The organism is Calothrix sp. UHCC 0171 (genome assembly GCF_034931845.1).
Taxonomy (GTDB): Bacteria; Cyanobacteriota; Cyanobacteriia; order Cyanobacteriales; family Nostocaceae; genus Brunnivagina.
Window position 1 is genome coordinate 185,642 of record NZ_JAYGHN010000004.1, and the last position, 25,504, is coordinate 211,145.

Annotated in this window: 26 protein-coding genes; 17 read left to right on the plus strand and 9 right to left on the minus strand. The window is 41.1% G+C overall.

Going from position 1 to position 25,504, the window contains the following annotated elements; all coding sequences use genetic code 11:
- Positions 1-152: 152 nt before the first annotated feature.
- On the minus strand, positions 153-1,127 hold the full coding sequence (locus VB733_RS05350; RefSeq protein ID WP_323339105.1) for a heme A synthase: 975 nt from the start codon (positions 1,125-1,127) through the stop codon (positions 153-155).
- Between the two features lie 435 nt (positions 1,128-1,562).
- On the opposite strand from VB733_RS05350, the gene VB733_RS05355 reads away from it, so the two are divergent.
- From VB733_RS05355 to VB733_RS05365, 3 genes are all read left to right on the plus strand, one after another.
- Positions 1,563-2,594, plus strand: coding sequence for a cytochrome c oxidase subunit II (locus VB733_RS05355; RefSeq protein WP_323339061.1), 1,032 nt, complete (start codon positions 1,563-1,565; stop codon positions 2,592-2,594).
- A gap of 142 nt (positions 2,595-2,736) precedes the next feature.
- Positions 2,737-4,413: a cytochrome c oxidase subunit I gene (gene ctaD, locus VB733_RS05360; RefSeq protein WP_323339062.1), complete on the plus strand. Its 1,677-nt coding sequence runs from the start codon at positions 2,737-2,739 to the stop codon at positions 4,411-4,413.
- A gap of 196 nt (positions 4,414-4,609) precedes the next feature.
- On the plus strand, positions 4,610-5,230 hold the full coding sequence (locus VB733_RS05365) for a heme-copper oxidase subunit III (RefSeq protein WP_323339063.1): 621 nt from the start codon (positions 4,610-4,612) through the stop codon (positions 5,228-5,230).
- Between the two features lie 202 nt (positions 5,231-5,432).
- Here VB733_RS05365 and VB733_RS05370 read toward each other — a convergent pair whose 3' ends face one another.
- The 3 genes from VB733_RS05370 to VB733_RS05380 form a co-directional block, all read right to left on the minus strand.
- A complete protein-coding gene (locus VB733_RS05370; protein ID WP_416336290.1) occupies positions 5,433-6,527 on the minus strand; it encodes a WD40 repeat domain-containing protein in 1,095 nt (364 codons plus the stop codon).
- A 102-nt stretch (positions 6,528-6,629) separates the two neighbouring features.
- Positions 6,630-6,926 carry a hypothetical protein gene (locus tag VB733_RS05375; RefSeq protein ID WP_323339107.1) on the minus strand — a complete coding sequence of 99 codons (297 nt, stop codon included), beginning with the start codon at positions 6,924-6,926 and terminating at the stop codon, positions 6,630-6,632.
- Between the two features lie 463 nt (positions 6,927-7,389).
- Positions 7,390-7,560, minus strand: coding sequence for a chlorophyll a/b-binding protein (locus tag VB733_RS05380; protein ID WP_323339064.1), 171 nt, complete (start codon positions 7,558-7,560; stop codon positions 7,390-7,392).
- 419 nt (positions 7,561-7,979) lie between these two features.
- Between VB733_RS05380 and ald the strand changes: the two genes are divergently transcribed.
- The 10 genes from ald (at position 7,980) to VB733_RS05430 (ending at position 14,236) form a co-directional block, all read left to right on the plus strand.
- Entirely contained in the window at positions 7,980-9,074 is a 1,095-nt protein-coding gene (gene ald / locus VB733_RS05385; RefSeq protein WP_323339065.1) for an alanine dehydrogenase, read from the plus strand.
- 179 nt (positions 9,075-9,253) lie between these two features.
- The gene (locus tag VB733_RS05390; RefSeq protein ID WP_323339066.1) at positions 9,254-10,273 is read left to right on the plus strand and encodes an ABC transporter ATP-binding protein; all 1,020 of its coding nucleotides are present in this window, start codon (positions 9,254-9,256) and stop codon (positions 10,271-10,273) included.
- A gap of 400 nt (positions 10,274-10,673) precedes the next feature.
- Positions 10,674-11,585: an ABC transporter permease gene (locus VB733_RS05395; protein WP_323339108.1), complete on the plus strand. Its 912-nt coding sequence runs from the start codon at positions 10,674-10,676 to the stop codon at positions 11,583-11,585.
- A 69-nt stretch (positions 11,586-11,654) separates the two neighbouring features.
- A complete protein-coding gene (locus VB733_RS05400; RefSeq protein ID WP_323339067.1) occupies positions 11,655-12,017 on the plus strand; it encodes a hypothetical protein in 363 nt (120 codons plus the stop codon).
- A 162-nt stretch (positions 12,018-12,179) separates the two neighbouring features.
- On the plus strand, positions 12,180-12,422 hold the full coding sequence (locus VB733_RS05405) for a hypothetical protein (RefSeq protein WP_323339068.1): 243 nt from the start codon (positions 12,180-12,182) through the stop codon (positions 12,420-12,422).
- Between the two features lie 44 nt (positions 12,423-12,466).
- Complete coding sequence (locus tag VB733_RS05410) at positions 12,467-12,742, plus strand: BrnT family toxin (RefSeq protein ID WP_323339069.1); 276 nt, start codon at positions 12,467-12,469, stop codon at positions 12,740-12,742.
- Positions 12,726-12,971 (plus strand): hypothetical protein, encoded by a 246-nt coding sequence (locus VB733_RS05415; protein WP_323339070.1) that lies wholly within the window; start codon positions 12,726-12,728, stop codon positions 12,969-12,971. Before VB733_RS05410 ends, VB733_RS05415 begins: the two co-directional genes overlap by 17 nt.
- 288 nt (positions 12,972-13,259) lie before the next feature.
- Positions 13,260-13,499, plus strand: coding sequence for a type II toxin-antitoxin system Phd/YefM family antitoxin (locus VB733_RS05420; protein ID WP_323339071.1), 240 nt, complete (start codon positions 13,260-13,262; stop codon positions 13,497-13,499).
- The gene (locus VB733_RS05425; protein ID WP_323339072.1) at positions 13,496-13,723 is read left to right on the plus strand and encodes a type II toxin-antitoxin system VapC family toxin; all 228 of its coding nucleotides are present in this window, start codon (positions 13,496-13,498) and stop codon (positions 13,721-13,723) included. The genes VB733_RS05420 and VB733_RS05425 overlap by 4 nt, the downstream gene beginning before the upstream one ends.
- Before the next feature lie 48 nt (positions 13,724-13,771).
- Complete coding sequence (locus tag VB733_RS05430) at positions 13,772-14,236, plus strand: ASCH domain-containing protein (protein ID WP_323339073.1); 465 nt, start codon at positions 13,772-13,774, stop codon at positions 14,234-14,236.
- Between the two features lie 361 nt (positions 14,237-14,597).
- Here VB733_RS05430 and VB733_RS05435 read toward each other — a convergent pair whose 3' ends face one another.
- The 3 genes from VB733_RS05435 to VB733_RS05445 all read right to left on the minus strand — a co-directional run bounded on the left by VB733_RS05435 (position 14,598) and on the right by VB733_RS05445 (position 15,448).
- Complete coding sequence (locus VB733_RS05435) at positions 14,598-14,996, minus strand: type II toxin-antitoxin system VapC family toxin (protein ID WP_323339074.1); 399 nt, start codon at positions 14,994-14,996, stop codon at positions 14,598-14,600.
- A complete protein-coding gene (locus VB733_RS05440; protein WP_323339075.1) occupies positions 14,993-15,238 on the minus strand; it encodes a type II toxin-antitoxin system Phd/YefM family antitoxin in 246 nt (81 codons plus the stop codon). Before VB733_RS05440 ends, VB733_RS05435 begins: the two co-directional genes overlap by 4 nt.
- 69 nt (positions 15,239-15,307) lie before the next feature.
- Entirely contained in the window at positions 15,308-15,448 is a 141-nt protein-coding gene (locus VB733_RS05445) for a hypothetical protein (protein ID WP_323339076.1), read from the minus strand.
- A 1,015-nt stretch (positions 15,449-16,463) separates the two neighbouring features.
- On the opposite strand from VB733_RS05445, the gene VB733_RS05450 reads away from it, so the two are divergent.
- Positions 16,464-18,047, plus strand: coding sequence for a sodium:proton antiporter (locus tag VB733_RS05450; protein WP_323339109.1), 1,584 nt, complete (start codon positions 16,464-16,466; stop codon positions 18,045-18,047).
- A gap of 121 nt (positions 18,048-18,168) precedes the next feature.
- On the opposite strand, the gene VB733_RS05455 is transcribed toward VB733_RS05450, so the two are convergent.
- Together VB733_RS05455 and VB733_RS05460 are read right to left on the minus strand one after the other, a co-directional pair.
- Complete coding sequence (locus tag VB733_RS05455; protein ID WP_323339077.1) at positions 18,169-18,849, minus strand: TrkA family potassium uptake protein; 681 nt, start codon at positions 18,847-18,849, stop codon at positions 18,169-18,171.
- A gap of 960 nt (positions 18,850-19,809) precedes the next feature.
- Entirely contained in the window at positions 19,810-20,061 is a 252-nt protein-coding gene (locus VB733_RS05460; RefSeq protein ID WP_323339078.1) for an RNA-binding S4 domain-containing protein, read from the minus strand.
- 288 nt (positions 20,062-20,349) lie between these two features.
- Between VB733_RS05460 and VB733_RS05465 the strand changes: the two genes are divergently transcribed.
- The 3 genes from VB733_RS05465 (at position 20,350) to VB733_RS05475 (ending at position 25,489) form a co-directional block, all read left to right on the plus strand.
- Positions 20,350-22,467 (plus strand): hydantoinase/oxoprolinase family protein, encoded by a 2,118-nt coding sequence (locus VB733_RS05465; RefSeq protein WP_323339079.1) that lies wholly within the window; start codon positions 20,350-20,352, stop codon positions 22,465-22,467.
- 302 nt (positions 22,468-22,769) lie between these two features.
- On the plus strand, positions 22,770-24,170 hold the full coding sequence (locus tag VB733_RS05470) for a CHAT domain-containing protein (protein ID WP_323339080.1): 1,401 nt from the start codon (positions 22,770-22,772) through the stop codon (positions 24,168-24,170).
- Positions 24,171-24,298: 128 nt separating this feature from the next.
- Positions 24,299-25,489, plus strand: a complete 1,191-nt coding sequence (locus tag VB733_RS05475) for a sigma-70 family RNA polymerase sigma factor (RefSeq protein ID WP_323339081.1) — start codon at positions 24,299-24,301, stop codon at positions 25,487-25,489.
- Positions 25,490-25,504 lie beyond the last annotated feature (15 nt).

Here is a 25,504-nt window from a genome sequence, read left to right on the forward strand (position 1 = left end):
GGGAATTAAATGATGTAGGGATGAGGAAAGTCGAAGACAGGGAGAATGGGACAGGGGGGAAAGTAAAAATGTTAAATATTTCTGATCTCCCCTTATTGCCATCTCCTCGTCCCCTTGCTTCTCCTGTTCCCCTTTCTTCCTAACCCTTTTTATTAATTTGATTCTGCTGTCTGCGAACTTGTTGAATTTAACAAGGTATTAGCAGAATGCAGACTAACTTCGTTGTTTAATGCTACGTCACGCAGTGCGAGAACCGTGAAAACAATCAAAGTTCCCAGCAGTGTTGCTCCAATTGCTTGATGTAAAACCGTTAATGGTTCAACCTGTAAGTGCAATCTAAAAGTGGCGATCCCTAAGAAAATCTGAAGAATTAGTAAACTACCAGCCATATTTGCTAAACGGCGCAAAGCCGGGTGTAAAGCTGGAGTTCGCCAAGTCACCAACACAACAGCTAGAGTGGCGATCGTGGGCGGTACAAGTCCCAAGATGTGACTGTACATAACTCCGCAGAGTTGATATCCGGCAAAACATTGGTGAAGTGCCCAACGAGAACCAACGATCGCCCCTAACAAACTTTGCCCATAAACAAAAAGGGCTGCTGCAAAGCCAATCCAAGGCAACTTCCCGGCGGTTCCAGTTCCTTGGTAGGGAGCTAAAGCTGTGCCGATAATTAAAAGAGTAGTAAAGAATAATAACGCTGTTCCCAGGTGTGCTGTCACGATGTCAAAACGTAACAGTTGTGTAACAGTTAAACCGCCTAACACACCTTGGAAAACAATCAGAAATAAAGCAAAGGCAGAAGCCCAAGGCAGCCAGTTGGGTAAGTGACGGCGATACCAGAAACTAATGCAAGCCAGGGCGATCGCGCTAATTCCAATCAGAGCTGCATCAAGTCTGTGAAACCATTCCAAAAATACTTGGAGGTTCATCTGCTTGGCTGGTATAAGTTCACCATAGCACAGGGGCCAGTCTGGACAAGCCAGTCCAGCATTCATCACGCGGGTAGCGCTACCGATTGCCATCAAAATCAATGTGGCGATACACATTTTCCACACCAAGCGACGAATCTTATCCTTTGGCTGTGCTTCGGCTTCAGTATTCTGTTGTTGTAGAACAAATCCGCTCATCTTCAAGATACCTTTTGCTTGGTCTGTCGCGTTTTCATCAGGGAAAGGGAAATAATAGGGGTAGAGATACGGATAAATTTTTGCCCCTGCTCCCCACTTCATCCCGTCTATTTCACCCTAACCCATAGATTTCATCACAGATATCAACTCTCAGTTATACTTTGACTTGATGTAATGACTATTAGCCTAAAGCTTTACAGATTTTTAATTAGTTAGGGAGTAACGGCTCCCATGCTAACGTAGTCTCAATGTTCCGTTGAATTCACATCTATCCCTTGGCATATCTAGTCAATCCCCGCTTCTGAAGATCAGTATCCACATCTAAAAAATTAATAATTTATTCAACTTGTTCCCTGCTATCTCTGATACGCTCGACTACCTTAGTAAGTAAGCAGTTCTGTCGAAAGTAGTAATGTCGTTTACATTTATTGACCCGTGAAAATTCCAAGTTCAATCTGGACCTTACTAATTGGCATCCTGCTGACCCTAGTCAGCCTGTGGTACGGTCAAAATCATGGCTTGTTGCCAATACCTGCCACTGATGAAGCCTCTTTAATCGACGGCTTGTTCAACACAATGATGACCGTTTCTGTCGGTATTTTCCTGCTAGTACAAGGAATTTTAATATACAGCATAATTAAGTATCGTCGTCGCGCTGGTGATAACAGTGATGGACCTCCAGTCCATGGCAATGTACCATTAGAGATTCTCTGGACCGCAATTCCAGCAATTATAGTTCTTGGTATATCTGTATATAGCTTTGACGTATACAACGAAATTGGTGGGTTTAGTCCCCATGGCGGTCATGATGCACCCGTTGCCAACGTTAGCTCAACAGTTAGCCCCAAAGTTAATAAATCGGGGATTGCATTCGCTGCAACTTTAACAGATGACCATGCAGAAATGGGACATCAAATGGAAAGCCATCAAATGGGTAAACAAATTGCCCAATTGAATGAGGCTGATAGTATGGAAGCGGACAAGACAGCAAAACCAGCAGATTTGCAGGTAAATGTCATGGGTATCCAATACGCTTTCATTTTTAGCTATCCAGAAACGGGGGTTTCCTCCGGTGAGTTACACGTACCCATCGGCAAGAAAGTCGAAATAAAAATGACTGGAAGCGATGTGATTCATGCATTTTGGGTTCCTGAGTTTCGGATTAAGCAAGATGTAATTCCCGGTAGGGAAACAAGACTCAGTTTCACTCCAAAAGTAGAAGGCGATTATGCTTTGATTTGTGCTGAGTTATGTGGACCTTACCACGGGGCAATGCGAACTCATGTGGTTGTAGAACCTCAAGAAGCATATGACAAGTGGATGCAAGAGCAATTAGTTGCACAAGCTGAAACCTTAAATCAAGCGGTTGCTTATAATCCCGTTAACAAATCAACAGATGAATTTCTTGCCCCCTACATTCAAGAAATTGGGATTCAACCGGAAGTATTACATCAAGTTCACAAGTAGTTAGTAATGATTGGGTAATTGTTAATGGTTAATAGTTAATAGTTAGTGCTGAATGGTTGGTAATTAAGAATTTTCAATCACAAGCCAATAAGCAGTAAAAAGTGACTAATAACCAATAACTAAAATAACCACAAAAATTTCTATGACACAAACACCAATTCAAGAAACAGCCAAGACTCCAGCACAAATTCACGGACATGGTGAGAGAAAATGGTGGCATTTCTTCACCTTTAGTACCGACCATAAAGTCATTGGGATTCAATATATTGTCACCAGTTTCATCTTCTACTGTATCGGGGGGGTGATGGCTGAATTGGTGCGTACCGAGTTGCGAACACCAGAAGTAGATTTTGTCACTCCAGAAGTGTATAACAGCTTGTTTACACTACATGCCACAATCATGATTTTTTTGTGGATTGTGCCTGCGGGTGCGGGTTTTGCCAATTACCTGATTCCCTTGATGATTGGGGCAAGGGATATGGCTTTCCCTAAACTTAATGCTGTTGCTTTTTGGATGATTCCCCCAGCAGGTGTATTGTTAATTGCTAGCTTGGCTGTAGGAGATGCACCTGATGCGGGTTGGACTTCCTACCCACCTTTAAGTTTAGTCACAGGTCAAGTCGGGGAAGCTATCTGGATTATGAGTGTCCTGATACTGGGTACCTCATCGATTTTGGGAGCAATTAACTTTCTTGCCACTATCCTGAAAATGCGCGTTCCTAGCATGGGCATTCATGATATGCCTCTGTTTTGTTGGGCAATGTTAGCAACGTCAGCACTAGTTTTGATCTCAACTCCAGTATTGGCAGCAGGTTTAATTTTGCTGTCGTTTGATTTAATTGCTGGGACGGCGTTTTTTAACCCCTCTGGTGGTGGTGATCCGATAGTGTACCAGCATATGTTTTGGTTTTACTCCCATCCAGCAGTTTATATTATGATTCTGCCGTTTTTTGGATGTATTTCGGAGATATTACCAATTCACTCCCGCAAGCCGATTTTTGGTTATAAAGCGATCGCTTATTCTTCTTTAGCGATTAGTTTTCTGGGACTGATTGTCTGGGCACATCACATGTTCACCAGTGGCATCCCTGGCTGGTTGCGGATGTTTTTCATGATTACCACCATGATTATTGCCGTCCCTACTGGGATTAAAATTTTTGGATGGCTCGCAACTATTTGGGGTGGAAAAATTAGCCTCAATACTCCAATGCTCTTTGCAGTCGGTTTTCTAGGAACATTTGTGATCGGTGGTATCAGTGGTGTCATGTTGGCTGCTGTGCCCTTTGATATCCACGTTCACGATACCTATTTTGTTGTCGCTCACCTGCATTATGTATTATTTGGTGGTAGCGTTCTCGGTATTTTTGCGGCTATTTACCACTGGTTCCCGAAGATGACGGGAAGGATGTACAACGAATTTTGGGGTCGGGTTCACTGCATACTCACAGTTGTGGGTTTAAATATGACCTTCTTACCGATGCACAAACTCGGTTTGATGGGAATGAACCGAAGAATTGCCCAGTACGATCCCCAATTTACATTCATCAATGAAATTTGTACCTACGGTTCTTACATTCTCGCCGTTTCTACTTTGCCATTTATCATCAATGCTATTTGGAGTTGGTTATATGGTAAAGAAGCTGGTGATAATCCCTGGAAGGCTTTAACTTTGGAGTGGATGACAACCTCACCACCTGCAATTGAAAATTTTGATCCCTTACCAGTATTGGTGACAGGTCCATACGCATATGGAGTTCACAATACATCTGAAACTCCAACACCGTCTCAGTCTGAACCCACATTAACACCTGCGGGTTGAGTTTTGTTGATGTCATTGACTATGTAATCCATCTCCATGATTAAGTTTTTGTGCCAAAACAACGGGTTTATTTAGCAAAATTAGTTGATGAATCCGAATTTTTGGGTGATTTGGGATTTGAGATTTTAAACTCAATCTCAAATCCTTCACCAAATCTAAAAACTGCAAATCTTCAATTTATCTAAAATGTAGCTTCATGCAAAGTCCAACAATCGACTCAGCACAAACTGAACTCAACCATCATCACGTTGCCGAAACCGCTCACCATGAAGAGCATCCAGACAATCGGATGTTTGGGTTGGTTTTATTCTTGATTGCGGAAGGGATGATTTTTATGGGTTTGTTCGGTGCTTATTTAGTATTCCGTTCAACCTTACCTGTTTTCCCACCTGAGGGAACTCCAGAATTAGAACTTTTATTGCCTGGAATTAATACTGCAATTCTAATTTCCAGCAGTTTTGTGATTCACAATGCTGACACCGCCATTAAAAAGAATAATGTCAAGGGAATGCAAATTTGGTTCGCCATCACGGCATTGATGGGAATCACCTTTTTATGTGGTCAAGTTTACGAGTATACTCACCTCGAATTTGGTTTAACCACGAATATATTTGCCAGTGCATTCTACGTGTTGACAGGATTTCACGGTTTGCACGTCACAATTGGGGTCTTGGCGATTTTAGCAGTTTTGTGGCGATCGCGTAATCCTCAGCATTACAGTAATGAACACCATTTTGGTATCGAAGCTGCTGAATTATATTGGCACTTTGTGGATGTAGTTTGGATTATTCTATTTGGTTTGCTCTACTTGCTGTAGAACTTGAAAATTCATTCAACTAAAATTCAAGCAATAGTTTGATTTGTGTCCCCAACTTTTTTTACAGGTTGGGGATATTTATGTTTGGATAAAAAAACAGTAAAATTACTGAATTTTGATGTTACATTAACTCCAGCTAATCAGTTATTATTAACTTTTCCCCGCGTCAGTCTTAACCATAAGTTTGGAACCAGACACAACATCACATACTCCGCCAGATATATACCCTCTTATCAAATCCGCCCGTAGCCAGAGTTTGACCATCTGGACTAAAAGCGATCGCACTTACCCAATCGCTATGTGCATACAAACTTGTAATTAATTCTCCCGTATTTAGATTCCAAAGTCTCACCCCATCGCGTCCCGCACTAGCTAAAATTTCACCATCAGGATGCAGCGTCATCGCATTTACCCAATCGGTATGTCCTGTCAGGGTGCGCTCAATTTTGCCAGTGTTGAGATTCCAAAGTTTGATCGTGCGATCGCGACTGGCGCTAATTAAGGTGTTACCATCGCGAGTAAAAGTGAGACTGCTAACTGTATTGGAATGCGCCACAAATCCCCGAATTACCCTACCAGTAGATAAATTCCACAACTTAATCACGCCGCTACCATCACCACTCGCCAAAATTTGACCATCAGGGCTAATCGCCAGGGTATAAATTAAATTATCGTATTTTGTCAAAGTCGCCAGTGGACGGCGTTGTAATAAATCCCATACCCGAATTCCATCAATTCCACCACTAACCAGCACCTTGCTATCAGGAGTCACAGCCAGGGACATGACATTAGTGCTGTGGTTGACAAAGGAACGTAAAAAACTATTATCCTTAAGATTCCAAATATTAATACTGCTATCGCTGCCGCAACTAACTAAGTTTTCCCCATCTGGTGAAATCAGCAATGACTGTACCGCAGTTTTTTGCGCTCTATTAATAATCCCTTTTTTCCGACCCTTAGCAACATCCCACAACAGAATATAACCATCATTCTCCGAGCCACCACTAGCCACAGTCAAACCGTCAGGACTAAAAGCCAGAGATTTGATGCCGCCAGAATGTCCTTTGAGTGTGTAGAACAATTGCGGATTGGCAAATCTATTTCTCAGTACGGAAGTTGGCTTCGTGTCAGCTGTACTTTCACCCGTCGCCGCAGCCATTTTCGGCATTGGCTTAACCACAGCCAAACCAGAAAAAGCGATCGCACACAGGTTAACGGCTGTGAAACAAGCCAGCACCATTGAGGAGCGAATGAAAATATTTGCCGAAATCTTAGCCCTTATTTTGTTTTTTTCCATCGCCGTCACTTCTCACTCAATTAAATACAGGCAACATACTATACAAATATATTTCCCATATTTACCTCCGGAGAGAAAGAAGCGAAAATTAGTCACCAGAGACTATTGAGGAGGCTTTTTCTTCTGAATGCTTAACATTGGTAACGCAGAACTCGAAGAACGGGGCGGCAAATAAAGCTGTGAAGCCGTTTCGACTTCTTGTAAAGGTCGATTTTGTTGGATTTTGAATAATCGCCAGCATAGCGTTAAACCTGCTGTTCCCAAGCCAAACGCAAATAAAGACCAACTATCATCAAATCCACCAATCAGCGCATCAATAAGCCCCATTGTAATTAGTACACTCACAATCGGGTCTTTACGGTATGCGGATTTCAATAAACGAGGGAATGCAACATTCATCACAGTTGGTTTTTCTTAGCCCTTTATATAGTTTTGTGGAAATTAAGTGGAAATAAACTTACTTGAATAAATCTACTGGAAATACATTGCCTGCGATCGCTTTTTAGACAAAGCTTTATCAGCATCAACTTCTATTATAATTTTGACATTTTCAGCCAGGATGTGTACCAATATACCCCTGATACCAATTCGCAATACTCGCTCCGCGAGAAGCTAAAGCTACGCAATTCGCAATTCGCAATACTCGCTGTCGCGTAGGCGCAAGCCTTCTCGAAGAGTGAAGCGGTAGCTAGCAATTAAGAAATCTTGGTTTGACAAGGGTTTTAAAGCTTGGATATGTTTCAAGATTTTTGTGAATTGGTATGAGAATACCTTATGAACCTCAAAACCAGCTGAAACATCCAGCTGGTTCTCAAGTGTCTAATTCTAAATTACAACTTTCAGATTCGACTTTCCGGCAATCTTAGCGCAAACCGAGCCACGATAATACGCCTTTGTCGGTGACATATTCGATAACAACGATTAGAAGAAAACCAATCATTGCCGCGCGACCATTTAAACGTTCTGAATATTCATTAAATCCAAACTTGGGGTCTTCCAACTTGGGGCTAATGCTAGGTTGTGGTTGAGTCATTATTTTCACACCTCTTTTGGGCGAGTTTAAGTTTAATAAAGCAGTTTTTGACAGGTAATCATTGGGAAAAGCTTGCGGATTGGATTGAGACAAAAATTTGACTCGCTTTTATTTCCGACTTGTGACTTTTCAGACTCAGCTAATCGCATTGTTATTGAACGCTAACGCATTGCAGCTTCAATTATTCATTGCGATCGCTCAGTTTACAAAAATTAATTTTTCTTTATATATTGTAGTTACACTTGGCTAATAGTCAAGAACAAAATTTGGAATTGCAGATTGGTATGGGTAGTTACAGGTATGCTTCGCATCTTTGCCTTTTTCTTTTGCCTTTTGGGCATTAAGTATCTTTAATTTCAAACTGGCAACCTGGGCTAAGAGACACTAAACTTAAGCAAAAATAAATTCAGAGGCAGTCAATGGAAATTGGTGTTCCCAAGGAATCGAAAGACCAAGAATTTCGAGTTGGGTTGAGTCCTTCCAGTGTGCGCGTGTTACAAGAAAGCGGTCATCGCGTTTTCGTGGAGGCACAAGCGGGTAATGGTGCTGGATTTAGCGATGATGATTACCGTTTTGTTGGCGCGGAAATTGTGCCTACAGCAGAGTCAGCATGGAATCGCGAGTTAGTTGTAAAAGTTAAAGAGCCTCTGATTTCAGAGTACAATTTTCTACAAAAAGGTCAAATTTTATTTACATATTTACACTTAGCTGCTGATCGAAAATTAACTGAACATTTAATTGATTGCGGTGTAACTGCGATCGCCTACGAAACCGTAGAACAAGCTGGAGCAAATCGCTTACCATTGCTAACACCAATGAGTATTATTGCGGGGCGCTTATCGGTACAGTTTGGAGCCAGATATTTAGAGCGTCAGCAGGGTGGTAGAGGTGTATTGTTAGGTGGTGTACCTGGGGTAAAAGCAGGGAAAGTTGTAATTTTAGGTGGTGGAGTCGTGGGGGCAGAAGCCGCCAGAATTGCCGTGGGCATGGGTGCTGCCGTACAAATATTGGATGTGAATGTCGATCGCCTCAGCTATTTGGAAACCTTATTTGGTTCGCGCGTGGAGTTGCTTTACAGCAATTCGGCTCACATTGAAGCTGCTGTCAAAGAAGCAGATTTACTCATTGGTGCGGTATTAGTTTTGGGTAGAAGGGCACCAATACTAGTATCTCGCGAATTAGTAGCAAAAATGCATCCCGGTTCAGTAATTGTTGACGTTGCTGTTGACCAAGGTGGATGTGTAGAAACTTTACATGCCACATCTCATACAAATCCAGTTTACATTGAATCAGGAGTAGTTCATTACGGCGTGCCGAATATGCCTGGTGCAGTACCCTGGACGGCAACCCAAGCCTTAAATAACAGCACTTTGCCTTATGTACAGCAACTTGCCAATTCTGGCTTGCAGGCTTTAGAAATTAATCCTTCCTTGGGTAAAGGTGTGAATGTGCAAAATCATCGTTTAGTGCATCCCGCAGTCCAAGAGGTGTTTCCAGATTTAGTTAGTAATTAGTTAGTAATTAATTTTGTAATTAATTAATTTTGAACTTAGAAGCCCGGTTTCTGTGATGGTGAGAAACTGGGCTTCTCCCACATTCCACATCCTCCACATGGCAATTTTCACCAATGTGAACATCACCGCTAAGATAAAGGTATCTGTATTGCGATTTGTATAGTTAGGATTACTCTGTCATGGCTGCCGCAGTTTCGATTCAAAATCTCAAAAAGCGCTATGGGACGGTTGAGGCTGTCAAGGATGTATCCTTTGAGATAGAACCAGGAGAAATTTTTGGTTTACTCGGTCCCAATGGTGCAGGCAAAACAACTACTTTGCGGGCTTTGTGTACTCTAACTACACCCGATGCAGGCAAAGTCGAAGTATCTGGTATTTCTGTAGTCGAAAATCCGAAAGCAGCAAGACAACGCTTGGGTTATGTGGCACAGGAAGTCGCTCTCGATAAAATACTGACTGGTCGAGAAATGCTGCAACTACAAGCCGCACTATACCATTTACCTGCGGCAGTGACAAAGCAGCGCATTAACACAGTAATCGAATTACTGGGGTTACAGGAATATGCCGATAAAAAAACAGGAACTTATTCGGGTGGGATACGCAAGCGTTTAGACTTAGCTGCGGGTTTATTACACGCACCCGATGTCTTGGTTCTCGACGAACCGACTGTGGGACTTGATATTGAAAGTCGATTTATTGTTTGGGAATTTTTGCGAAAATTGCGGGAAGCTGGAACCACAGTATTAATCACCAGCCACTATTTAGAAGAAGTTGACGCACTTGCCGATCGCGTGGCAATAATTGATCGTGGTGTAGTTATTGCCGCAGGGACACCATCAGAATTAAAAGATAGAGTAGGAGGCGATCGCGTCACACTACGGATTCGCGAATTTTCCCCTCCAGAAGAAGCCGAAAAAGCAAAGGATTTGTTGAAATCTTTGTCTTTTGTCCAAGAAGTAATTATTAATAGCGCTCAAGGTAACTCACTTAACTTAGTTGTCACACCAGAAAATGACACCTTAATCACCATTCAACAAGCCTTAAATAACGCTGGTTTACCGATGTTTGGCATTGCCCAATCTCGCCCCAGCCTTGACGATGTCTATTTAGCAGCCACAGGGCGCACCCTTATGGATGCAGAAATGGCAGCTGTAGCGAATCGCGATCCCAAAGCCGAGAAAAAGCAGAATATGAGATGAGAATGTGGACGCGGGGACTTGGAGACGCGGGGATGTGGGGACGCGGGCGGGGACGCGGGGACGCGGGGACGCGGGGACGCGGGGACGCGGGGACGCGGGCGGGGACGCGGGGACGCGGGGACGCGGGCGGGGACGCGGGGACGCGGGGACGCGGGGACAATATCGATATGGAAAATATGATTTGCATCTCATCTCCCCATCTCTCCCTCTCCGTGTCTCCCCCTCTCCCCATCTCCCCCTCTCCGTGTCTCCCCATCTCTCCCTCTCCGTGTCTCCCCATCTCCGTGTCTCCCCATCTCCCCATCTTCCCATCTCCGTGTCTCCCCATCTCCCCATCTCCCCATCTCCCCCTCTCCTCATCTCCATTACAAAATGCCAATTCACCCAATTCAAAATTATTATGAGTAACACCTTAACACCTCCCAAATCAGACCCAAAATCAGATATAAACTGGCAGCAAATCGCATCTCCGCAACTTTATCAAGATGCTGCACCAGCTAATTTTTTGGGTGAAACCATCCAAGAAACCCTAGCGCTGACAAAACGCCTATTCATCCAATTACAGCGTCGTCCTTCAACCCTATTTGCAGGCATTATTCAACCAGTAATGTGGTTGGTGCTATTCGGTGCTTTATTCCAAAATGCACCCAAGGGTATTTTCGGGAGTACGACAAATTACGGACAATTTTTAGCTGCTGGTGTCATTGTATTTACCGCTTTTGCTGGGGCATTAAATGCTGGATTGCCGATAATGTTTGACAGAGAGTTCGGTTTCCTCAATCGCTTACTGGTAGCACCTTTAGCATCACGCTTTTCGATTGTATTTGCATCGGCAATCTTTATTATTAGCCAAAGTTTATTACAGGCAGCCGTTATTGTTGCTGCTGCGGCATTTCTCGGTGCAGGTTTACCCGATGTCGCCGGGTTAGCGACTATTGCCTTGATAGTGTTTGCGCTAGCTTTGGGTGTTACAGCCTTGAGCTTGGGTTTAGCATTTACACTACCCGGACATATCGAACTCATTGCCGTGATTTTCGTGAGTACCCTACCAATGCTCTTTGCTAGCACTGCATTGGCACCTTTATCATTTATGCCCAACTGGTTGCAAGTTATTGCCACCATTAATCCCCTCAGCTATGCGATCGAACCAATTCGCTATTTGTATACCCATAGCAACTGGGGATTGAACAGTATTGTTATGCGATCGTTTTGGGGTGATGTTAGCTTTGGAGGTGCATTGCTAGTGTTGGTTGGTTTTGCTGCTGTAGCATTAATTAGTATTCAACCACGCTTACGCAAGACACTTTCTTAGAATAGAAACAATCATTATTACCTAGAATCAGCCAAGTAAACAATTTAGAGTGTTCGAGGGGCAAACTGTATGAAAATTCGTTCTTTAGGATTAGCGATCGCTTTTGGGTTAGGTTTAGCATCTGTTACAGTGCCACAGAAAACCATGGCACAATTTACCAACCCGCAAAACTACGATCAACCCAATGCCAATGATCCATTTAACCAAGGTGTTGAACAAAATGGATTCAGCATGTTTCAATTACTCCACAACGCCCAATTAGGCATTGGTAGTTACAACCCAGATTTTGCTAATCAAAAACGTCAAGAACTTGACCAAGAAGCAGCATCATTTTTTACCAGACAACGGCAGCGAATGCAACAAGGTAATGTACAGCCCAATAATCAACCAAATTCGCCAGTGATTAAGCTAGAACCGTCATCTGGTCAGTAATATTTTGTTTATTTAACTTTTGGGTAGGCATTTCTTGTCTGCCCATTTTTATGAAGTATAGTGGGTAGTTAGGTAGCTTAATTTTAGTAGTTGATGATAATAGCTTGAAGTTTTTCTGTTCAGAGGCTTCTAATTGTATCAGGTATTCTCTCAATATCAGAAATGAGTAAATATTGGCGTTATCCGGCAACAGTCCTAGGGTGTCTGCGAAATGGAGAGATTACAGTCATTCTCTGTGCTGGTATTGGTCTGGCAGACGGCGGGAAACGTGCACAACTCCCAATACACATCATTCCACTTGATCTGAGAATGCCAAATAGCAAATTTGATGTTCTGCTGGAACGTGCTTCAGGTTCCTTTGTAAAAGTTTTGCGTAAAGATGAGATTTATCTCAATTGCGACTGAAGATTTAGCCGTTAGACTTGGTGGGTAATAGTGAGCAGTTTCGCATGGAATTTGAGTGGAATCCAGACAAGGCTGAATCAAACTATAGAAAGCATGGCATTTCGTTTGAAGAAGCGGCGACTGTATTCAACGACTCGTTGTCTATAACCTTTCCTGACCCAGACCATTCAATTGGAGAGAGCCGCTACATTATCATTGGAATATCAAGATTTGGGCAGCTTCTAATTGTTGCTCATACTGACCGAGGAGAAACAATAAGAATTATCAGTGCCCGAAAAGCAACTAGACAGGAGCAGAGATTTTATGAACAGGGAAATTGATGTGGAAATGGAGGATGAATTACGTCCTGAGTATGATTTCTCTCAACTTGCAGGAGGTGTAAAAGGAAAGTATGTTGAGCGTTATAAGGCAGGAACAAATCTTGTTCTTCTTGATCCTGATGTAGCTCAAGCTTTTCCTACTGAAGATGCTGTCAATGAAGCATTGCGATTATTAATGCAAATTGCTCAACGCCAAAAAGCTAACCAGTCATTAGAGCCGAACGTATAAAATTTTTTATTAATGGGGATCGAGAGTTTGTATTCGTCAGCCCAACTCCAAACCGTTAATAATATTAAAACCACATTCGATAAGCGAATCTTAATGCCAAAGACATATCGCACTTAATTTATCATCAGTACACATCAACTAAAAAGAAATTTGGGTTTTTGTTTCGAGCGATCGCGACTGTTCAAAGATTTTGAAGTTAAGATTTATCCAAACTCAGAGCATACAACCCATCATCTACAATTGGGGGAGATGGAATGTTCTTCCTTAAACTTGCATTGAGGGTTTCTTATGTTGAGTGTAACAGTTGATGAAATTCTGCGCGACCCTTCAAAGTATCTGCGTCAAGTAGAAGCAGGTGAAACTTTTGTGATTCTTCAAGCAGAGAAGGCGATCGCTGAACTGAGACCAATTTCGTCGAGTAGTAAGCAACTACGACCATTCGGCTTATGTTCTGGCGAGTTCACTGTCCCCGACGATTTTGATGCCCCTTTGCCGGAAGAGATTTTGAATGCATTCGAGGGCAAATGAAAATCCTGCTCGATACACACATTTTTCTGTGGTTTATCAGTGGTGATACCCAGTTGCTAACAGATGTTCGGGATGCGATTCGTAATCCAGACAACGAAGTTTATCTAAGCGCAGTTTCAGTTTGGGAAGCAATTGTCAAAACTTTGCAACAGCTACGGCACGTTAGGGCTTTTCTTTTTCTCTGTAGAAGGTTGACACACACCCGTTACTTATCTCCATATTAGAATACCTTCAACAAAACACGTTCCATGATCGCTTAAAACTGAAATCTTATGAGTCAGGAGCAATTAGAGCAGTATTGGCAAGCATACTTAGCATCTATTCCAAATGCTTCATTCAGTTCCGAAGACTATGAGGCTGATCAATTTGGAGATAACTCTGTTCTGGCAAATGAACTCGGAAACCTAATTCTGAGAGGGGTTAAAACCGCAACTTGTTCCGCTTTATGGGAATGGGAAGCAGAGGGTAGCGAAATCCCTAAGGTGGGATCAAAAACAATTGTGCTGGACGGGGATAACAACCCACTTTGTATTATTGAAACTATAGAAGTAGAGATTCGAGCATTTAGTGAGGTGGATACACAGTTTGCCTTTGAAGAAGGCGAGGATGAGCGATCTCTAGAATCTTGGCGAAGGGAACATTGGGAATACTTCTCGCGAGTTTTACCTAAAATTGGGAAGCAGCCCACCTGTGAAATGCTTTTAGTTTGTGAGCGATTTAGGGTTGTGTATAAATAATACTTGCTAATGCAGAGCCACGATTCATTCTTGGCAAGCGACTGCCCGTACATACTATGACTTGTGCGTTTATTGTTCGCAGCCCAATTGATTGCTGTATTGCCCAAGCTGCCCTGGAAAACGATTGACTTTTGATTTCACAACGATCGCGACTTTGAAACTATTACTCAAGTGCGATCGCACTTAATTTATCACATTTATCATTAGTACACATCAACTAAAAAAATTGGGTTTTGTTTCGAGCGATCGCACTTATTTGATGAGTACAATCTACTATGATTTGGGCATGGAGTTTGAGTGGGATAGGTTAACAGCGACGCTTTATCCTAATCATTTTGGAACCGATAAAGTCTCCTCATTACTACGAACTAGCTGCCCAGAGTAAAGAGACTTCATATTGCTTAAACATCAAATCCGCACTTACAAGCGTCATGTCTTCAACCTGAGCTTGTGCAATCAGCATTCTGTCAAAAGGATCACGATGATGTAAAGGTAATACAGCTACCCGCAGAGCATGTGAGGCTGTAATTTCTAGTGATCTAGCTCCTAATTGGTTCATGCGAGTAGAAACATAATCGTTTATTGGTTCTCGCAGAGGCAACTTACCGATTGAAACCTTAATTCCCATCTCCCAAACACTGGCAACTGATAACCAGACTTCATTGGTTTCATCTGCAATTTGTTCAATCACGTTCTCACTTAACTTTTCTGGTTGAGCAAACCACCATAACCAGCATTGTGTATCTAGTAAAAGTCTCACTCTGCACCACCTTCAAATGCCACCAGAATATCTTCTGGTAAAGGGGCATTAAAGTCATCTGGTACGATAAACATCCCCCGATCTTGCCCCAAACTAGAGCGTCGATCTAACGATGTCCGAAATGGAACAAGCTTGGCAATGGGAACACCTCGGTTTGAAATCACAATTTCTTCTCCAAGTTCCACACGGGACAGTAGTCGAGAGAGATTTGTCTTAGCCTGATGTATATTTACAGTTTCCATAATATAAAAAACTTAGTCTATGGACTTAGTCTAATTTAGCTGCCATGATTTTGCAAGGGTAATACCAATTCACAATTCGCAATTCGCAATACTCGCTTCGCGAGAAGCTAAAGCTACGCAATTAAAAAACTTAGATGCAGCAAAGCTTTCAGGATTTACATCTGTATCAGATTTTTCGTGAAATGGTATAACTGGTAAGTAACGCGGCATAAAAACATAATTAGTGCTTTATCCTGAAACTTTTGGGAAGCAAGGATTATTTTTGTTTCGAGCGATCGCAATTATTGTCAAAACTACATCTGATCGCTTTTAGTTGTCACCAATACGCATAAAATAGAAACAAATTTAAATTTTGATTAATGCGATCACGACACCGACGCTCGGCTTCATCATTAGATAGATGCTTCTCGCAAGCAACACTTTCAGGAGTCAAAAATGGAATTGCTATTTAAGATTTCGTTTTTAATTCTTTCTGCTCTTTTTGCTGGAATTGTCCTATTTCTGTCTACAGTTCTTCGAGAAACATTTAATGCCTTATAGCGGTTCCCAACCTAGTGAAGTACATTTTAGCGGCTTATTCTTAGTTGGAAAGGTTTATGCGTACCTCAGTAGCCTAGGAAAGGCTATAACAGAAGAAAGGTATTATTCCGTTTATTCGGAAATTATCATCAGAGGAAGAAAATCGATTATTATTAACATAATTGTGCTAGTGCCAATTTTGATATTTGCAGCATATCTTATTTGTGGTTTTAGAAACTTGCTATTTATCATTGGCTCATTGCTATATATATTCGGTTCTTTTGTCTCATCAATACTAATAAATGAACCTGCATATACTCAATTACTGAATATGGATATAAACGATCAAGCAGGAATCATTAGGATTCGTGTTCTACTAAATAAAGGTAATATAGTCAGAGTCATTTCATCTCTTTTGGGGATACTATTAGTCGGAATATCAATCTATTAATGTCATTGATATTTGAGGCGATCGCATTTACTCTCTACAAATTTGTGCGGTCTTGACTGCTGTTTCTGGCGGATAATTACCTCTCATCTCTATGCCCAGATTCCCAGTAAAATGAAATTGCTCTGAAAAAATGAAAACCTGTTGGGTGAGCAGTGATTTCTCTGCAAATTCCCCTTTAGGATGTACTAGGATATTTGATCACTGAAGGGGGACATTGTGACGAACTATTTGCCTACAAGTGAGTTCAGTAATCTACTGTTAGGGCAATCTGTTGCATTACCCTCTGGAGAATTTCAAGGGTTAGTTAATACTCTAATTGTGTTGCTCCTAGTAGCCACAACTGTTGCTTTAGTCACGCGATGGCTACGTATCCCCTATGTGATAGGGCTAGTATTAGCGGGTTTAGCGATTACCAAACAGGCATTACCTGAATCAATTGGTCTAAACCCTGATGTAATTTTGAATTTATTTTTGCCTATTTTAATTTTTGAAGCAGCTATTAACACCGATATTAGTCGCTTACGTAGCACCATTAAACCTATTACATTATTAGCTGGCCCAGGGGTGATTCTATCGGCAGCTATTACAGCGATTCTACTCAAGTTAGGGTTAGGTTTAGTTTGGATTACCGCCTGTGCAGTCAGTGTTATTTTAACTATTACCGACACAGTTTCTGTGATTGCTGCCTTCAGAAGTGTACCAGTACCTGGGCAATTAGCCACAATTGTTGAAGGGGAGAGTCTTTTCAACGATGGGGTGGCGATGGTATTGCTGAGTATTATTACTGCGGTGCATCTTCAGGGAACATTCACCCTTGGTGAAGGGATTAAGCAAGTTTTTATTGCATTTGTGGGGGGTGGCGTTCTGGGCTTAGGCTTAGGCTATTTATGTGTAGGGCTATTTCGACAGTTGGATGATGCCCTAAGCAGCATTTTGCTCACGGTAGCTGTATCCTTGGGGACGTTCCAAATTGGTCAAGCTTTGGGGGTTTCTAGTGCGATCGCAGTCCTTGTTGCTGGTCTTGTAATTGGTAATCTGGCATTTCGTCAAAGCTCTGCTTCCATTAAGGTTACATTACTTAGTTTTTGGGAATATGCTGGGTTTGGGGTGAATACGTTTATTTTTTTGTTTGTAGGGATTGAAGTTGAACCAAACATTCTCTGGGCTACTATCCCCTCTGCCCTTATTGCAATATTGGCTTATCAGATTGGGCGGATTTTTTCGATTTATCCCTTGCTTTTTCTATTAGGTTTTGTTGATCGTCCTTTGCCGATACGGTGGCAGCATGTCTTAATTTTTGGAAATGTTAAAGGTTCGCTGTCGATGGCTCTTGCCCTGAGTTTGCCTTTCAGCTTACCTGGACGGATGCAAGTTGTTACTTTAGTATTTAGCACTGTGTTAGTATCTCTCGTCGGGCAAGGTCTGAGTTTACCGTGGTTGGTTAAGCGGCTACGGTTATCAAAGCCTTCTTCAGTGCGTCAAGAAATTGAACCCTTACAACTAAATTTGATTGCAGCAAAGGCGGCGCAAGAAGAGTTAAGAAACCTCCTACAGTCTGGTAGTTTACCGAAGTTTTTGTACGAAGAGCTATTTGCCTCTTATCAAGCCCGAATTGCTTCTTCAGAAGAAAAATTACGTAATCTCTACAACCATCGGATCGACTACGAATTAAACGAACTTGAAGAACGAAGCTACTTGGATGGTTTATACCGTCGCCTTTATACAGCAGAAAAGGGAGCAATCAATGATGCCGTCTTGAAGGGATTACTGCCGGATGAGATTGCCAAGTCTTATGTGGAAGAACTCAACGAAAAGCTCCTATCTCTTAAAGATGATTGAGAGAGCATTTATAAAGTAAATATAAAAGGATATTCGCGCAGGGAGAAATCCGGTTTCTCATGAAAAAGTTAGATGATGCTCGATACTTAAATCCAAGAAACCGTTTATCCAATTCACATTCCTAAGGAGAACATAGCCCCATAAAATCAATTAGTTGTCGCACAAGTTCGGGTTTAGTGACGGCTAAGATAGTTGATCCACTTTCTAAAATAGTGCTGCCATTGGGAATATTGAGATTTTCTTGGGGATGAGCCTGATAACCAATAATGAGGGTACCAGCAGGAAATCGATAATCTTGGGCAATTTCAGCCACGCTACGCCCAACAATGGAGCAATTTTGAGGAATGGAAAGTTTCAAAACCTCAATTTGTCCCTGTTCAAAGTGCATCATGGCATCTACTTGGGGATATTCAATGGCATTAATGACTCGGTTAATCGCTAATTCTGTTGTGCTAATGATATGAGTTGCCCCTGCTAGTTGATAAGGTTCTGCAAAGTCGCGATCGCTCATACGCACGATAATTTGGGGTACGCCGTAGTGTTTACATAAGGTGACTAATGCTAAATTCAGTGCGTCTTCTTGTAGGGTGGCGATGACAGCATTAGCTTTGCGAATTCCTGCTTCTAGCAGCACAGTTGTGTTGACGGCGCTGCCTTCAAAAGCCATTACGCCAATTTTCTCGCGAGCATATTGGCAAGCTACGGCATCAGTATCTACTGCTGCGATCGTATGACCCATGTGTATTAGGGTTTTGGCTAAATCTGATCCCATCCTGCCAACTCCACCGATAAGAACGTACATTCTGTCTCCCAAGCGATGATTTTCTGTACTTCTTAGTATCTCGTATAGCGAAGAAATTCAAAGAACTCCAATTGTATGTAAATGCAGTCCCCTTGAGGAGTAAAAGGTAATTTCAAGTATCGGTGGATACGGTTCAGCTAAGGTTGTCAGTTAATCAATTTCTTGAGAACCAAGATTTGGGGGATTCTCCCCCAAAACCCCGATTGGGGGACGGTTGCGTCCCCCAAGCCCCCTCCAAAAAAGCCGATCTGTTTAGATTTAGGCTCAGAACAGTCAAGAAAGTGGCGTATCTCAACTTCAAAGTGACTTCAAAGTGACTTCAAAAGCAAGATTTAAGCCTTTTATAATTATCTAGCTTGCCGAGTCACAGAAGGATGATTCGGCTATATATCTTCTGTTTTCTGCCTACAACTTCCAAGCACTATATGCTTATTTATATATTCTGAGTCAGATATTCTGACACTTGGTTGAGATAAAAAGAGAAATCAAATATACCATTTTTAGATTTAATTACAAATTTAAAACCCCAAAAAAACTAATCAATAAACCTGCCATATTGGCAACTCGATCTCGATTTACTCAGTTAAATTAAACAAAGATAAACGACTTCAAGGGTGTTGTTGTCAGGGTGTATTAACTACCTCATTAACTAGCAAATAATACTACTAGATTTTATCTAGAAATGTATTATCATCAAGTCTCAAAATGCATCTGCTACCTGATAACAAATACCATTGAATTACATAAATATTCAGTCATTAGGCTTGGTATTTGTCGCATCAGAAATGTATGTATATCTGTTGTCATTGATCCACATGTTAGCCCCCTAAATAACAACATTTATACATTGTTTCTAACCGCTTCAGCGATAAATACCTGAGTGGGAGTTTGAAAGCGATTGATATGCTTCCTCCCACTCTCTTTTTTTTATTAATTTGTGAATTGGATTTTTTCAAAAGACTATTCGTTTTCTTCTGAAGAATTTAAAAATGTATTTGAGTCTTGATTATTATTCAAATTTACCTCAAATGTTTGTCCTTCTAATGTGACTTTATCGCCAGGTATTAGTTTTCTACCTCGCCGGGTTTCTAGGACACCATTAACTAAAACTTCACCGCCTTGAATCATTAGCTTGGCTTGTCCACCAGTTGAAACTAGACCCATTAACTTTAAGAACTGATTTAATTTAATTGTGTTGTCCCGGATTTTCATTGTGAATAAATAATAAATTATTGAGTCGCTTGGTTAATTCTACGCTAGAAATGCGATCGCGAGTGATTTCATATCTATTTTTGTTAACTTTAGTGAGCTTTAGTGAGTATAATTCCCAAAGCCTAATCACTCCAGATATCCCCAGTAAAATTCATATACAGATTGAGATATAATAATTCCTATTTAGCTGAGTTTAGTTGTAGGCTAAATATTGGCGATAAATTGCGATCGCATTGATTGTAAGAATTGCTGCGTTTGGATAATTTCCAGAATTTCCAGAATTTTACTATGCTAAAAGTTTTTGCAGACAGGGGCGGTACATTTACAGATATTGTTGCTGTTACAGATAGTCAATTAATTATAGACCGATTATTAAAACATCCAGAACGTTTTTTAATAGTTTCTCTGGGCGATCGGCAATGGGTAATAGTTTATAAATTACTCTCCGAAAATCCCGAACAATATCAAGATGCGGCGATTCAAGGGATTCGGGATATTCTCGGACTTGCAGCCAATCAATCCATCCCGACAACAGAAATAGAAGTTGTCAAAATGGGAACAACAGTAGCGACAAATGCACTCTTAGAAAGAAAGGGCGATCGTGTTGTTCTCGTAATTACTAAAGGGTTTAAAGATGCATTGCGAATTGGCTACCAAAATCGACCGAATATATTTGCACGACAGATAATTTTACCGACAATGTTGTACGAGCAGGTGGTGGAAGTAGATGAGCGCTATGATGCACAGGGAAATGAATTAATTCCAGTAAATATAGAGCAGGTGAAGGAAGATTTACAAGCAGTTTATAATCTAGGGATTCGTAGTTGTGCAATTGTATTTATGCACAGTTATAATTATCCTCAGCATGAAGAAATAGTAGCAGCAATAGCTCAACAAGTTGGATTCACTCAAATCTCAATATCGCATCAAGTTAGCCCTTTAATGAAGCTAGTGAGTCGGGGAGATACAACAGTTGTTGATGCTTATTTAACACCGATTTTGCAACGTTATATCAACCAAGTTGCTAACCAATTACCAGATGTCAAATTAATGTTTATGAAATCCGACGGTGGCTTAGTTGCCGCCGCGCAATTTCAGGGTAAAGATAGTATTTTGAGTGGACCTGCTGGTGGCATTGTTGGTGCAGTGCAAACGAGTAAAAGAGCAGGTTTTGAGTTAATCATTACGTTTGATATGGGGGGAACAAGCACAGATGTTGCTCATTTTAAAGGGGAATATGAACGTCAATTAGATTCTGAAATTGCTGGCGCGAGGATGCGGGTTCCAGTTTTGGACATCCATACAATTGCTGCTGGTGGTGGTTCGATTTTATTTTTTGATGGTTCAAGTTATCGAGTTGGTCCCGAATCTGCGGGTTCAAATCCTGGTCCAGCAAGCTATAGAAGGGGTGGAAAATTGGCTGTTACAGATGCCAATATTATGTTAGGTAAAATTCATCCACAATATTTTCCTTCTGTATTTGGAATTGATGGGAATTTGCCTTTAGATAAGGAAGTTGTTAGCGAAAAATTTCAGCAATTAGCAACAGAAATTCAACTAGTAACAGGCAATAATCGCACACCCGAAGAAGTTGCAGCCGGATTTATGGCGATCGCTGTCGAAAATATGGCAAATGCTATCAAAAAAATCAGCCTACAACGGGGTTATGATGTCACAGAATATGCGCTGTGTTGTTTTGGTGGTGCAGGCGCACAGGTAGCTTGTTTAATAGCTGATACATTGGGGATGAAAAATATATTTTTACATCCTTATGCTGGTGTACTTTCAGCTTATGGAATGGGGTTAGCTGATGTGAGGATAATGAGGGAATTAGGAGTAGAAAAGGAATTAACAAAAGAATTAATCCCGCAATTACAGCAATTAATCAAAAGTTTAGCAATTCAGGTGAGAAATGGCGAAGCTATAGAAATAGATGTACCAGAAGATATCAGGACAACTAGAGAAGAATTGGTCAAAAAAGTAAATTTGAAATATGAAGGTAGTAATTCTACATTAACTGTTGATTTTGCTTTCGATATTCTCACAATGCAACAAGAATTTACAGAGTTACATAAAAATAGTTATGGTTTTATTCAAGCAGAAAAAAGCCTAATTGTCGAGTCAATTTCAGTGGAGTTAATTCAAAAGATGGATACTCCCGAAGAACCATTATTATCTCGTATTCGTCCCGTCAATGAAATGCCAATACCTGTAGAAATCGTCAAAATGTTTACAGCCAATAAATGGCATGATGCACCAGTTTATCAAAGAGAGGATTTACAACCAGGAGATAAGATTAAAGGCAGTGCAATCATTGTCGAGAAAATTAGCACAATTGTTGTTGAGCCTAACTGGGAAGCGAGATTAACTAACCACAACCATTTAATTTTAGAACGAATTCATTAATACATAAAAATATCGAATGAAAACATGAGTTCGATAAAACCTAATCCCAATTCCTTGCCTACTGAAGGGTTGCACAAATAACCAGACAACACCACTAAATAGAAGTAGTAATAATCACTAGCTAATATTTTTGCCAAGATTAAGATACTCCCGATACTCAGTACCCCTAGCAATAGTAAAATCCAAAATCTTAAATCTTAAAATTGCAAATCCCACAAGGAACTGTAAAATTTTGAATGTAGTTACAGAAATAAGGTCTTGAGATTGCTGAAATAACTATTAAACTTGGTGTATCAAGGAGTATGAACAAAATAAAACTAACTCTACTAGCCCTTTCGATGCTCAGTTTATCTATCATTGGGCTGTATGGGCTAAGAATTTCCAGGGAATCACTTAATACTTTCAACTCTGTTTCTCCAGCCGCAAAATCTACTACGTTGCTTCCCGTGTCGCGTCTCCAACCCGAAGTTCTTACAAAGTTGCTTGATAATCAGGATATTAACTCAGCGATTATACATGTGGAACAGGGATGGAAGCAGCAGTATGATGAATATGCCCAGGGAAAACTGCCTTCTAATCGAATGATTGAAGTTAAAGAAATTAGTCGGATTCTGGAGCAAATCCACCAACAAAATGGAACCAAAAGTGCTTTAATATACGCTGTCCCAACTCCGAAACATTTGGAATTAATCTTGGTGACACCGGGTAAATCCCCAATTCATCAGCGGATTACCAAGGCAAAAAGAGATGTTGTTGTCAGTCTAGTAAGTAAATTTCGCAAAGACATTGTTAATCCGAATTCTCAGCGTAGTGATTATCTCAGTTCGGGCAAACAGGTATACGACTTGCTGATTTCTCCTTTAGAAAGTGAACTACAAGCACAGGGAATTAATAATCTTATATTTTGTTTAGGTGGTGGCTTGCGAACTGTTCCTTTGGCAGCAATTTCTGATGGGAAACAATTTTTAGTTGAGAAATATAGTTTGGGGATTATTCCAGCTTTCAATTTACTAGATTTGCAACCCGCCAATATTACGCAAACCCAAGTTTTGGCAATGGGCGCGTCAGAGTTTAAAAATAAAGAACCCTTGCCTGCTGTTCCTTTAGAATTGTCTAGTATTACTAGTGATAAATGGCAAGGTAAATCACTGTTAAATCAAGAATTTACCCTCAAAAATCTGAAAAAACAACGCGCTCTTTATCCATTTGGAATTGTGCATTTAGCTACCCATGCAGAATTTTCTCCTGGTTCTGTACAACAATCTTATATTCAGTTTTGGGATGCACAAGTTCGTTTGGATGAAATCAAAAGTTTAGGCTTGGATAAACCCCTGGTAAAACTATTGGTATTAAGTGCTTGTCGGACTGCATTAGGTGATGCCCAAGCTGAGTTAGGCTTTGCGGGTTTTGCTGTGATGTCGAGGGCACAAGCTGTGATTGCCAGTCTTTGGAGTGTTGATGATGGGGGAACACTGGCTTTGATGACTCATTTTTACCAGCAACTCAAAGCTAATCCCATGAAAGCAGAAGCGCTGCGACAAACGCAAATTGCGATGCTCAAACAGCAGGTGAGTTTACAAAATAATCCATCTATTCGCCGTAATAATTCGTTACCTGCCGAAGTTGTTGCTAATCTCGATAATCGAGAGTTATCCCATCCTTATTATTGGGCTGGATTTACATTAATTGGGAATCCTTGGTAGTTTGAGTTATGGGTGCTGCTGGGTTCAGAGTCAGAGATACAAAGAAATGCCTCTATTTGTTATCCGTCTTTGTCTGTGCATCCCACATCTGCCCTTTTCACTTTTCCTTGAATCGACAAGTATTGCTTATGCGTGCGCGTCAAAATTTGATTGAGCTTTTTTCTACTTTTTTGCAATTTGAGTCCAATCGCTTTAGTGGTTGGGTAACTGATGCAAAACTACATCGCAGCATCAAAGCTTGTTTAAATCATTTTTCTGAAGCTAAGGTGAGTGACGATTTTTGGGCTGTTTATTGGCATAAACAAACGCAAAAATCGGAGAAACCAGAAGTGGCTTTAGGACATATGTCAGCTTATCTACAAGAGGCTTGTTACTGGACTGTACAGAAAATGATGCTACGATCGCAACAATCCTATGATAGAGTACCAGACCTATTTCAAGTTGCGATCGCATCTGTTCCTAAAATTCTCAAATCTTGCAATCCTGATGTCAGTGGTAGCGTTAAGGCTTATGCGAGTATTGCTTTTGGCAATATTATCCGCGATTATCTCAAACAAACTAAGGAAGCTGATTTTTGTAACAATTGGGCTTTATTACTCAAAACCAGTCGCAAACTCTTGACAGAATCCTTACAAAATGCTGGATTTGATACGGCAACTCGCGAACGTTATTTACTTGCTTGGACTTGTTTTGAAAGTATTTATTTATCTCGCAAAAATCCCCGATTAAGGCAAACAGCAGCCCCAGACTCCGCAACTTGGCAAGCAATTGCCGCAGCATACAACCACATGCGCCATCAGCTTTCCTCTCCGGGTGGAGAATGTAGCCAAGAAACTATGGAACGTTGGTTAATTGAATGTGGCAACCAAGTGCGTAAATATTTGTATCCGGCGGTGAAATCTTTGAATGCGCCGAAACCTGGGTATGAAGAGGGAGAATTACAGGATGAATTAGTCGATAATTTTCAGGAATCCTTGTTAACGGAGTGGATTCAAGAAGAAGAACAAGCTGCGCGTCTCGAACAAAAAAAACAAATCAACACTATTTTAACAGAGGCGATCGCGAAACTAGATGCCACTTCTCAACAACTGCTACAGTTATATTACCAAAAAACCTTAACGCAGCAGCAAATAGCCCAAGAATTAGCCATCCAACAATACACCGTATCCCGCAGATTATCAAAAACACGGGAATCATTATTACTGACACTTACTCGTTGGAGTCAGCAAACGCTGCATATTTCCGTAACTTCTGACGTGGTTAAGTATATTAGCACAGTCTTGGAGGAATGGTTGCAAGCCCATTATCACAGAGAGTAATGAATAAGTGCTGAG

Bases quoted from the DNA above. Each gene is read 5' to 3' on its own strand.
- VB733_RS05350 (WP_323339105.1), bottom strand. From the start codon at position 1,127: ATGAGCGGATTTGTTCTACAACAACAGAATACTGAAGCCGAAGCACAG.
- ctaD (WP_323339062.1), top strand. From the start codon at position 2,737: ATGACACAAACACCAATTCAAGAAACAGCCAAGACTCCAGCACAAATT.
- VB733_RS05365 (WP_323339063.1), top strand. From the start codon at position 4,610: ATGCAAAGTCCAACAATCGACTCAGCACAAACTGAACTCAACCATCAT.
- VB733_RS05370 (WP_416336290.1), bottom strand. From the start codon at position 6,527: ATGGAAAAAAACAAAATAAGGGCTAAGATTTCGGCAAATATTTTCATT.
- VB733_RS05375 (WP_323339107.1), bottom strand. From the start codon at position 6,926: ATGAATGTTGCATTCCCTCGTTTATTGAAATCCGCATACCGTAAAGAC.
- VB733_RS05380 (WP_323339064.1), bottom strand. From the start codon at position 7,560: ATGACTCAACCACAACCTAGCATTAGCCCCAAGTTGGAAGACCCCAAG.
- ald (WP_323339065.1), top strand. From the start codon at position 7,980: ATGGAAATTGGTGTTCCCAAGGAATCGAAAGACCAAGAATTTCGAGTT.
- VB733_RS05390 (WP_323339066.1), top strand. From the start codon at position 9,254: ATGGCTGCCGCAGTTTCGATTCAAAATCTCAAAAAGCGCTATGGGACG.
- VB733_RS05395 (WP_323339108.1), top strand. From the start codon at position 10,674: ATGAGTAACACCTTAACACCTCCCAAATCAGACCCAAAATCAGATATA.
- VB733_RS05400 (WP_323339067.1), top strand. From the start codon at position 11,655: ATGAAAATTCGTTCTTTAGGATTAGCGATCGCTTTTGGGTTAGGTTTA.
- VB733_RS05405 (WP_323339068.1), top strand. From the start codon at position 12,180: ATGAGTAAATATTGGCGTTATCCGGCAACAGTCCTAGGGTGTCTGCGA.
- VB733_RS05410 (WP_323339069.1), top strand. From the start codon at position 12,467: ATGGAATTTGAGTGGAATCCAGACAAGGCTGAATCAAACTATAGAAAG.
- VB733_RS05415 (WP_323339070.1), top strand. From the start codon at position 12,726: ATGAACAGGGAAATTGATGTGGAAATGGAGGATGAATTACGTCCTGAG.
- VB733_RS05420 (WP_323339071.1), top strand. From the start codon at position 13,260: ATGTTGAGTGTAACAGTTGATGAAATTCTGCGCGACCCTTCAAAGTAT.
- VB733_RS05425 (WP_323339072.1), top strand. From the start codon at position 13,496: ATGAAAATCCTGCTCGATACACACATTTTTCTGTGGTTTATCAGTGGT.
- VB733_RS05430 (WP_323339073.1), top strand. From the start codon at position 13,772: ATGAGTCAGGAGCAATTAGAGCAGTATTGGCAAGCATACTTAGCATCT.
- VB733_RS05440 (WP_323339075.1), bottom strand. From the start codon at position 15,238: ATGGAAACTGTAAATATACATCAGGCTAAGACAAATCTCTCTCGACTA.
- VB733_RS05445 (WP_323339076.1), bottom strand. From the start codon at position 15,448: ATGCCGCGTTACTTACCAGTTATACCATTTCACGAAAAATCTGATACA.
- VB733_RS05455 (WP_323339077.1), bottom strand. From the start codon at position 18,849: ATGTACGTTCTTATCGGTGGAGTTGGCAGGATGGGATCAGATTTAGCC.
- VB733_RS05460 (WP_323339078.1), bottom strand. From the start codon at position 20,061: ATGAAAATCCGGGACAACACAATTAAATTAAATCAGTTCTTAAAGTTA.
- VB733_RS05465 (WP_323339079.1), top strand. From the start codon at position 20,350: ATGCTAAAAGTTTTTGCAGACAGGGGCGGTACATTTACAGATATTGTT.
- VB733_RS05470 (WP_323339080.1), top strand. From the start codon at position 22,770: ATGAACAAAATAAAACTAACTCTACTAGCCCTTTCGATGCTCAGTTTA.
- VB733_RS05475 (WP_323339081.1), top strand. From the start codon at position 24,299: ATGCGTGCGCGTCAAAATTTGATTGAGCTTTTTTCTACTTTTTTGCAA.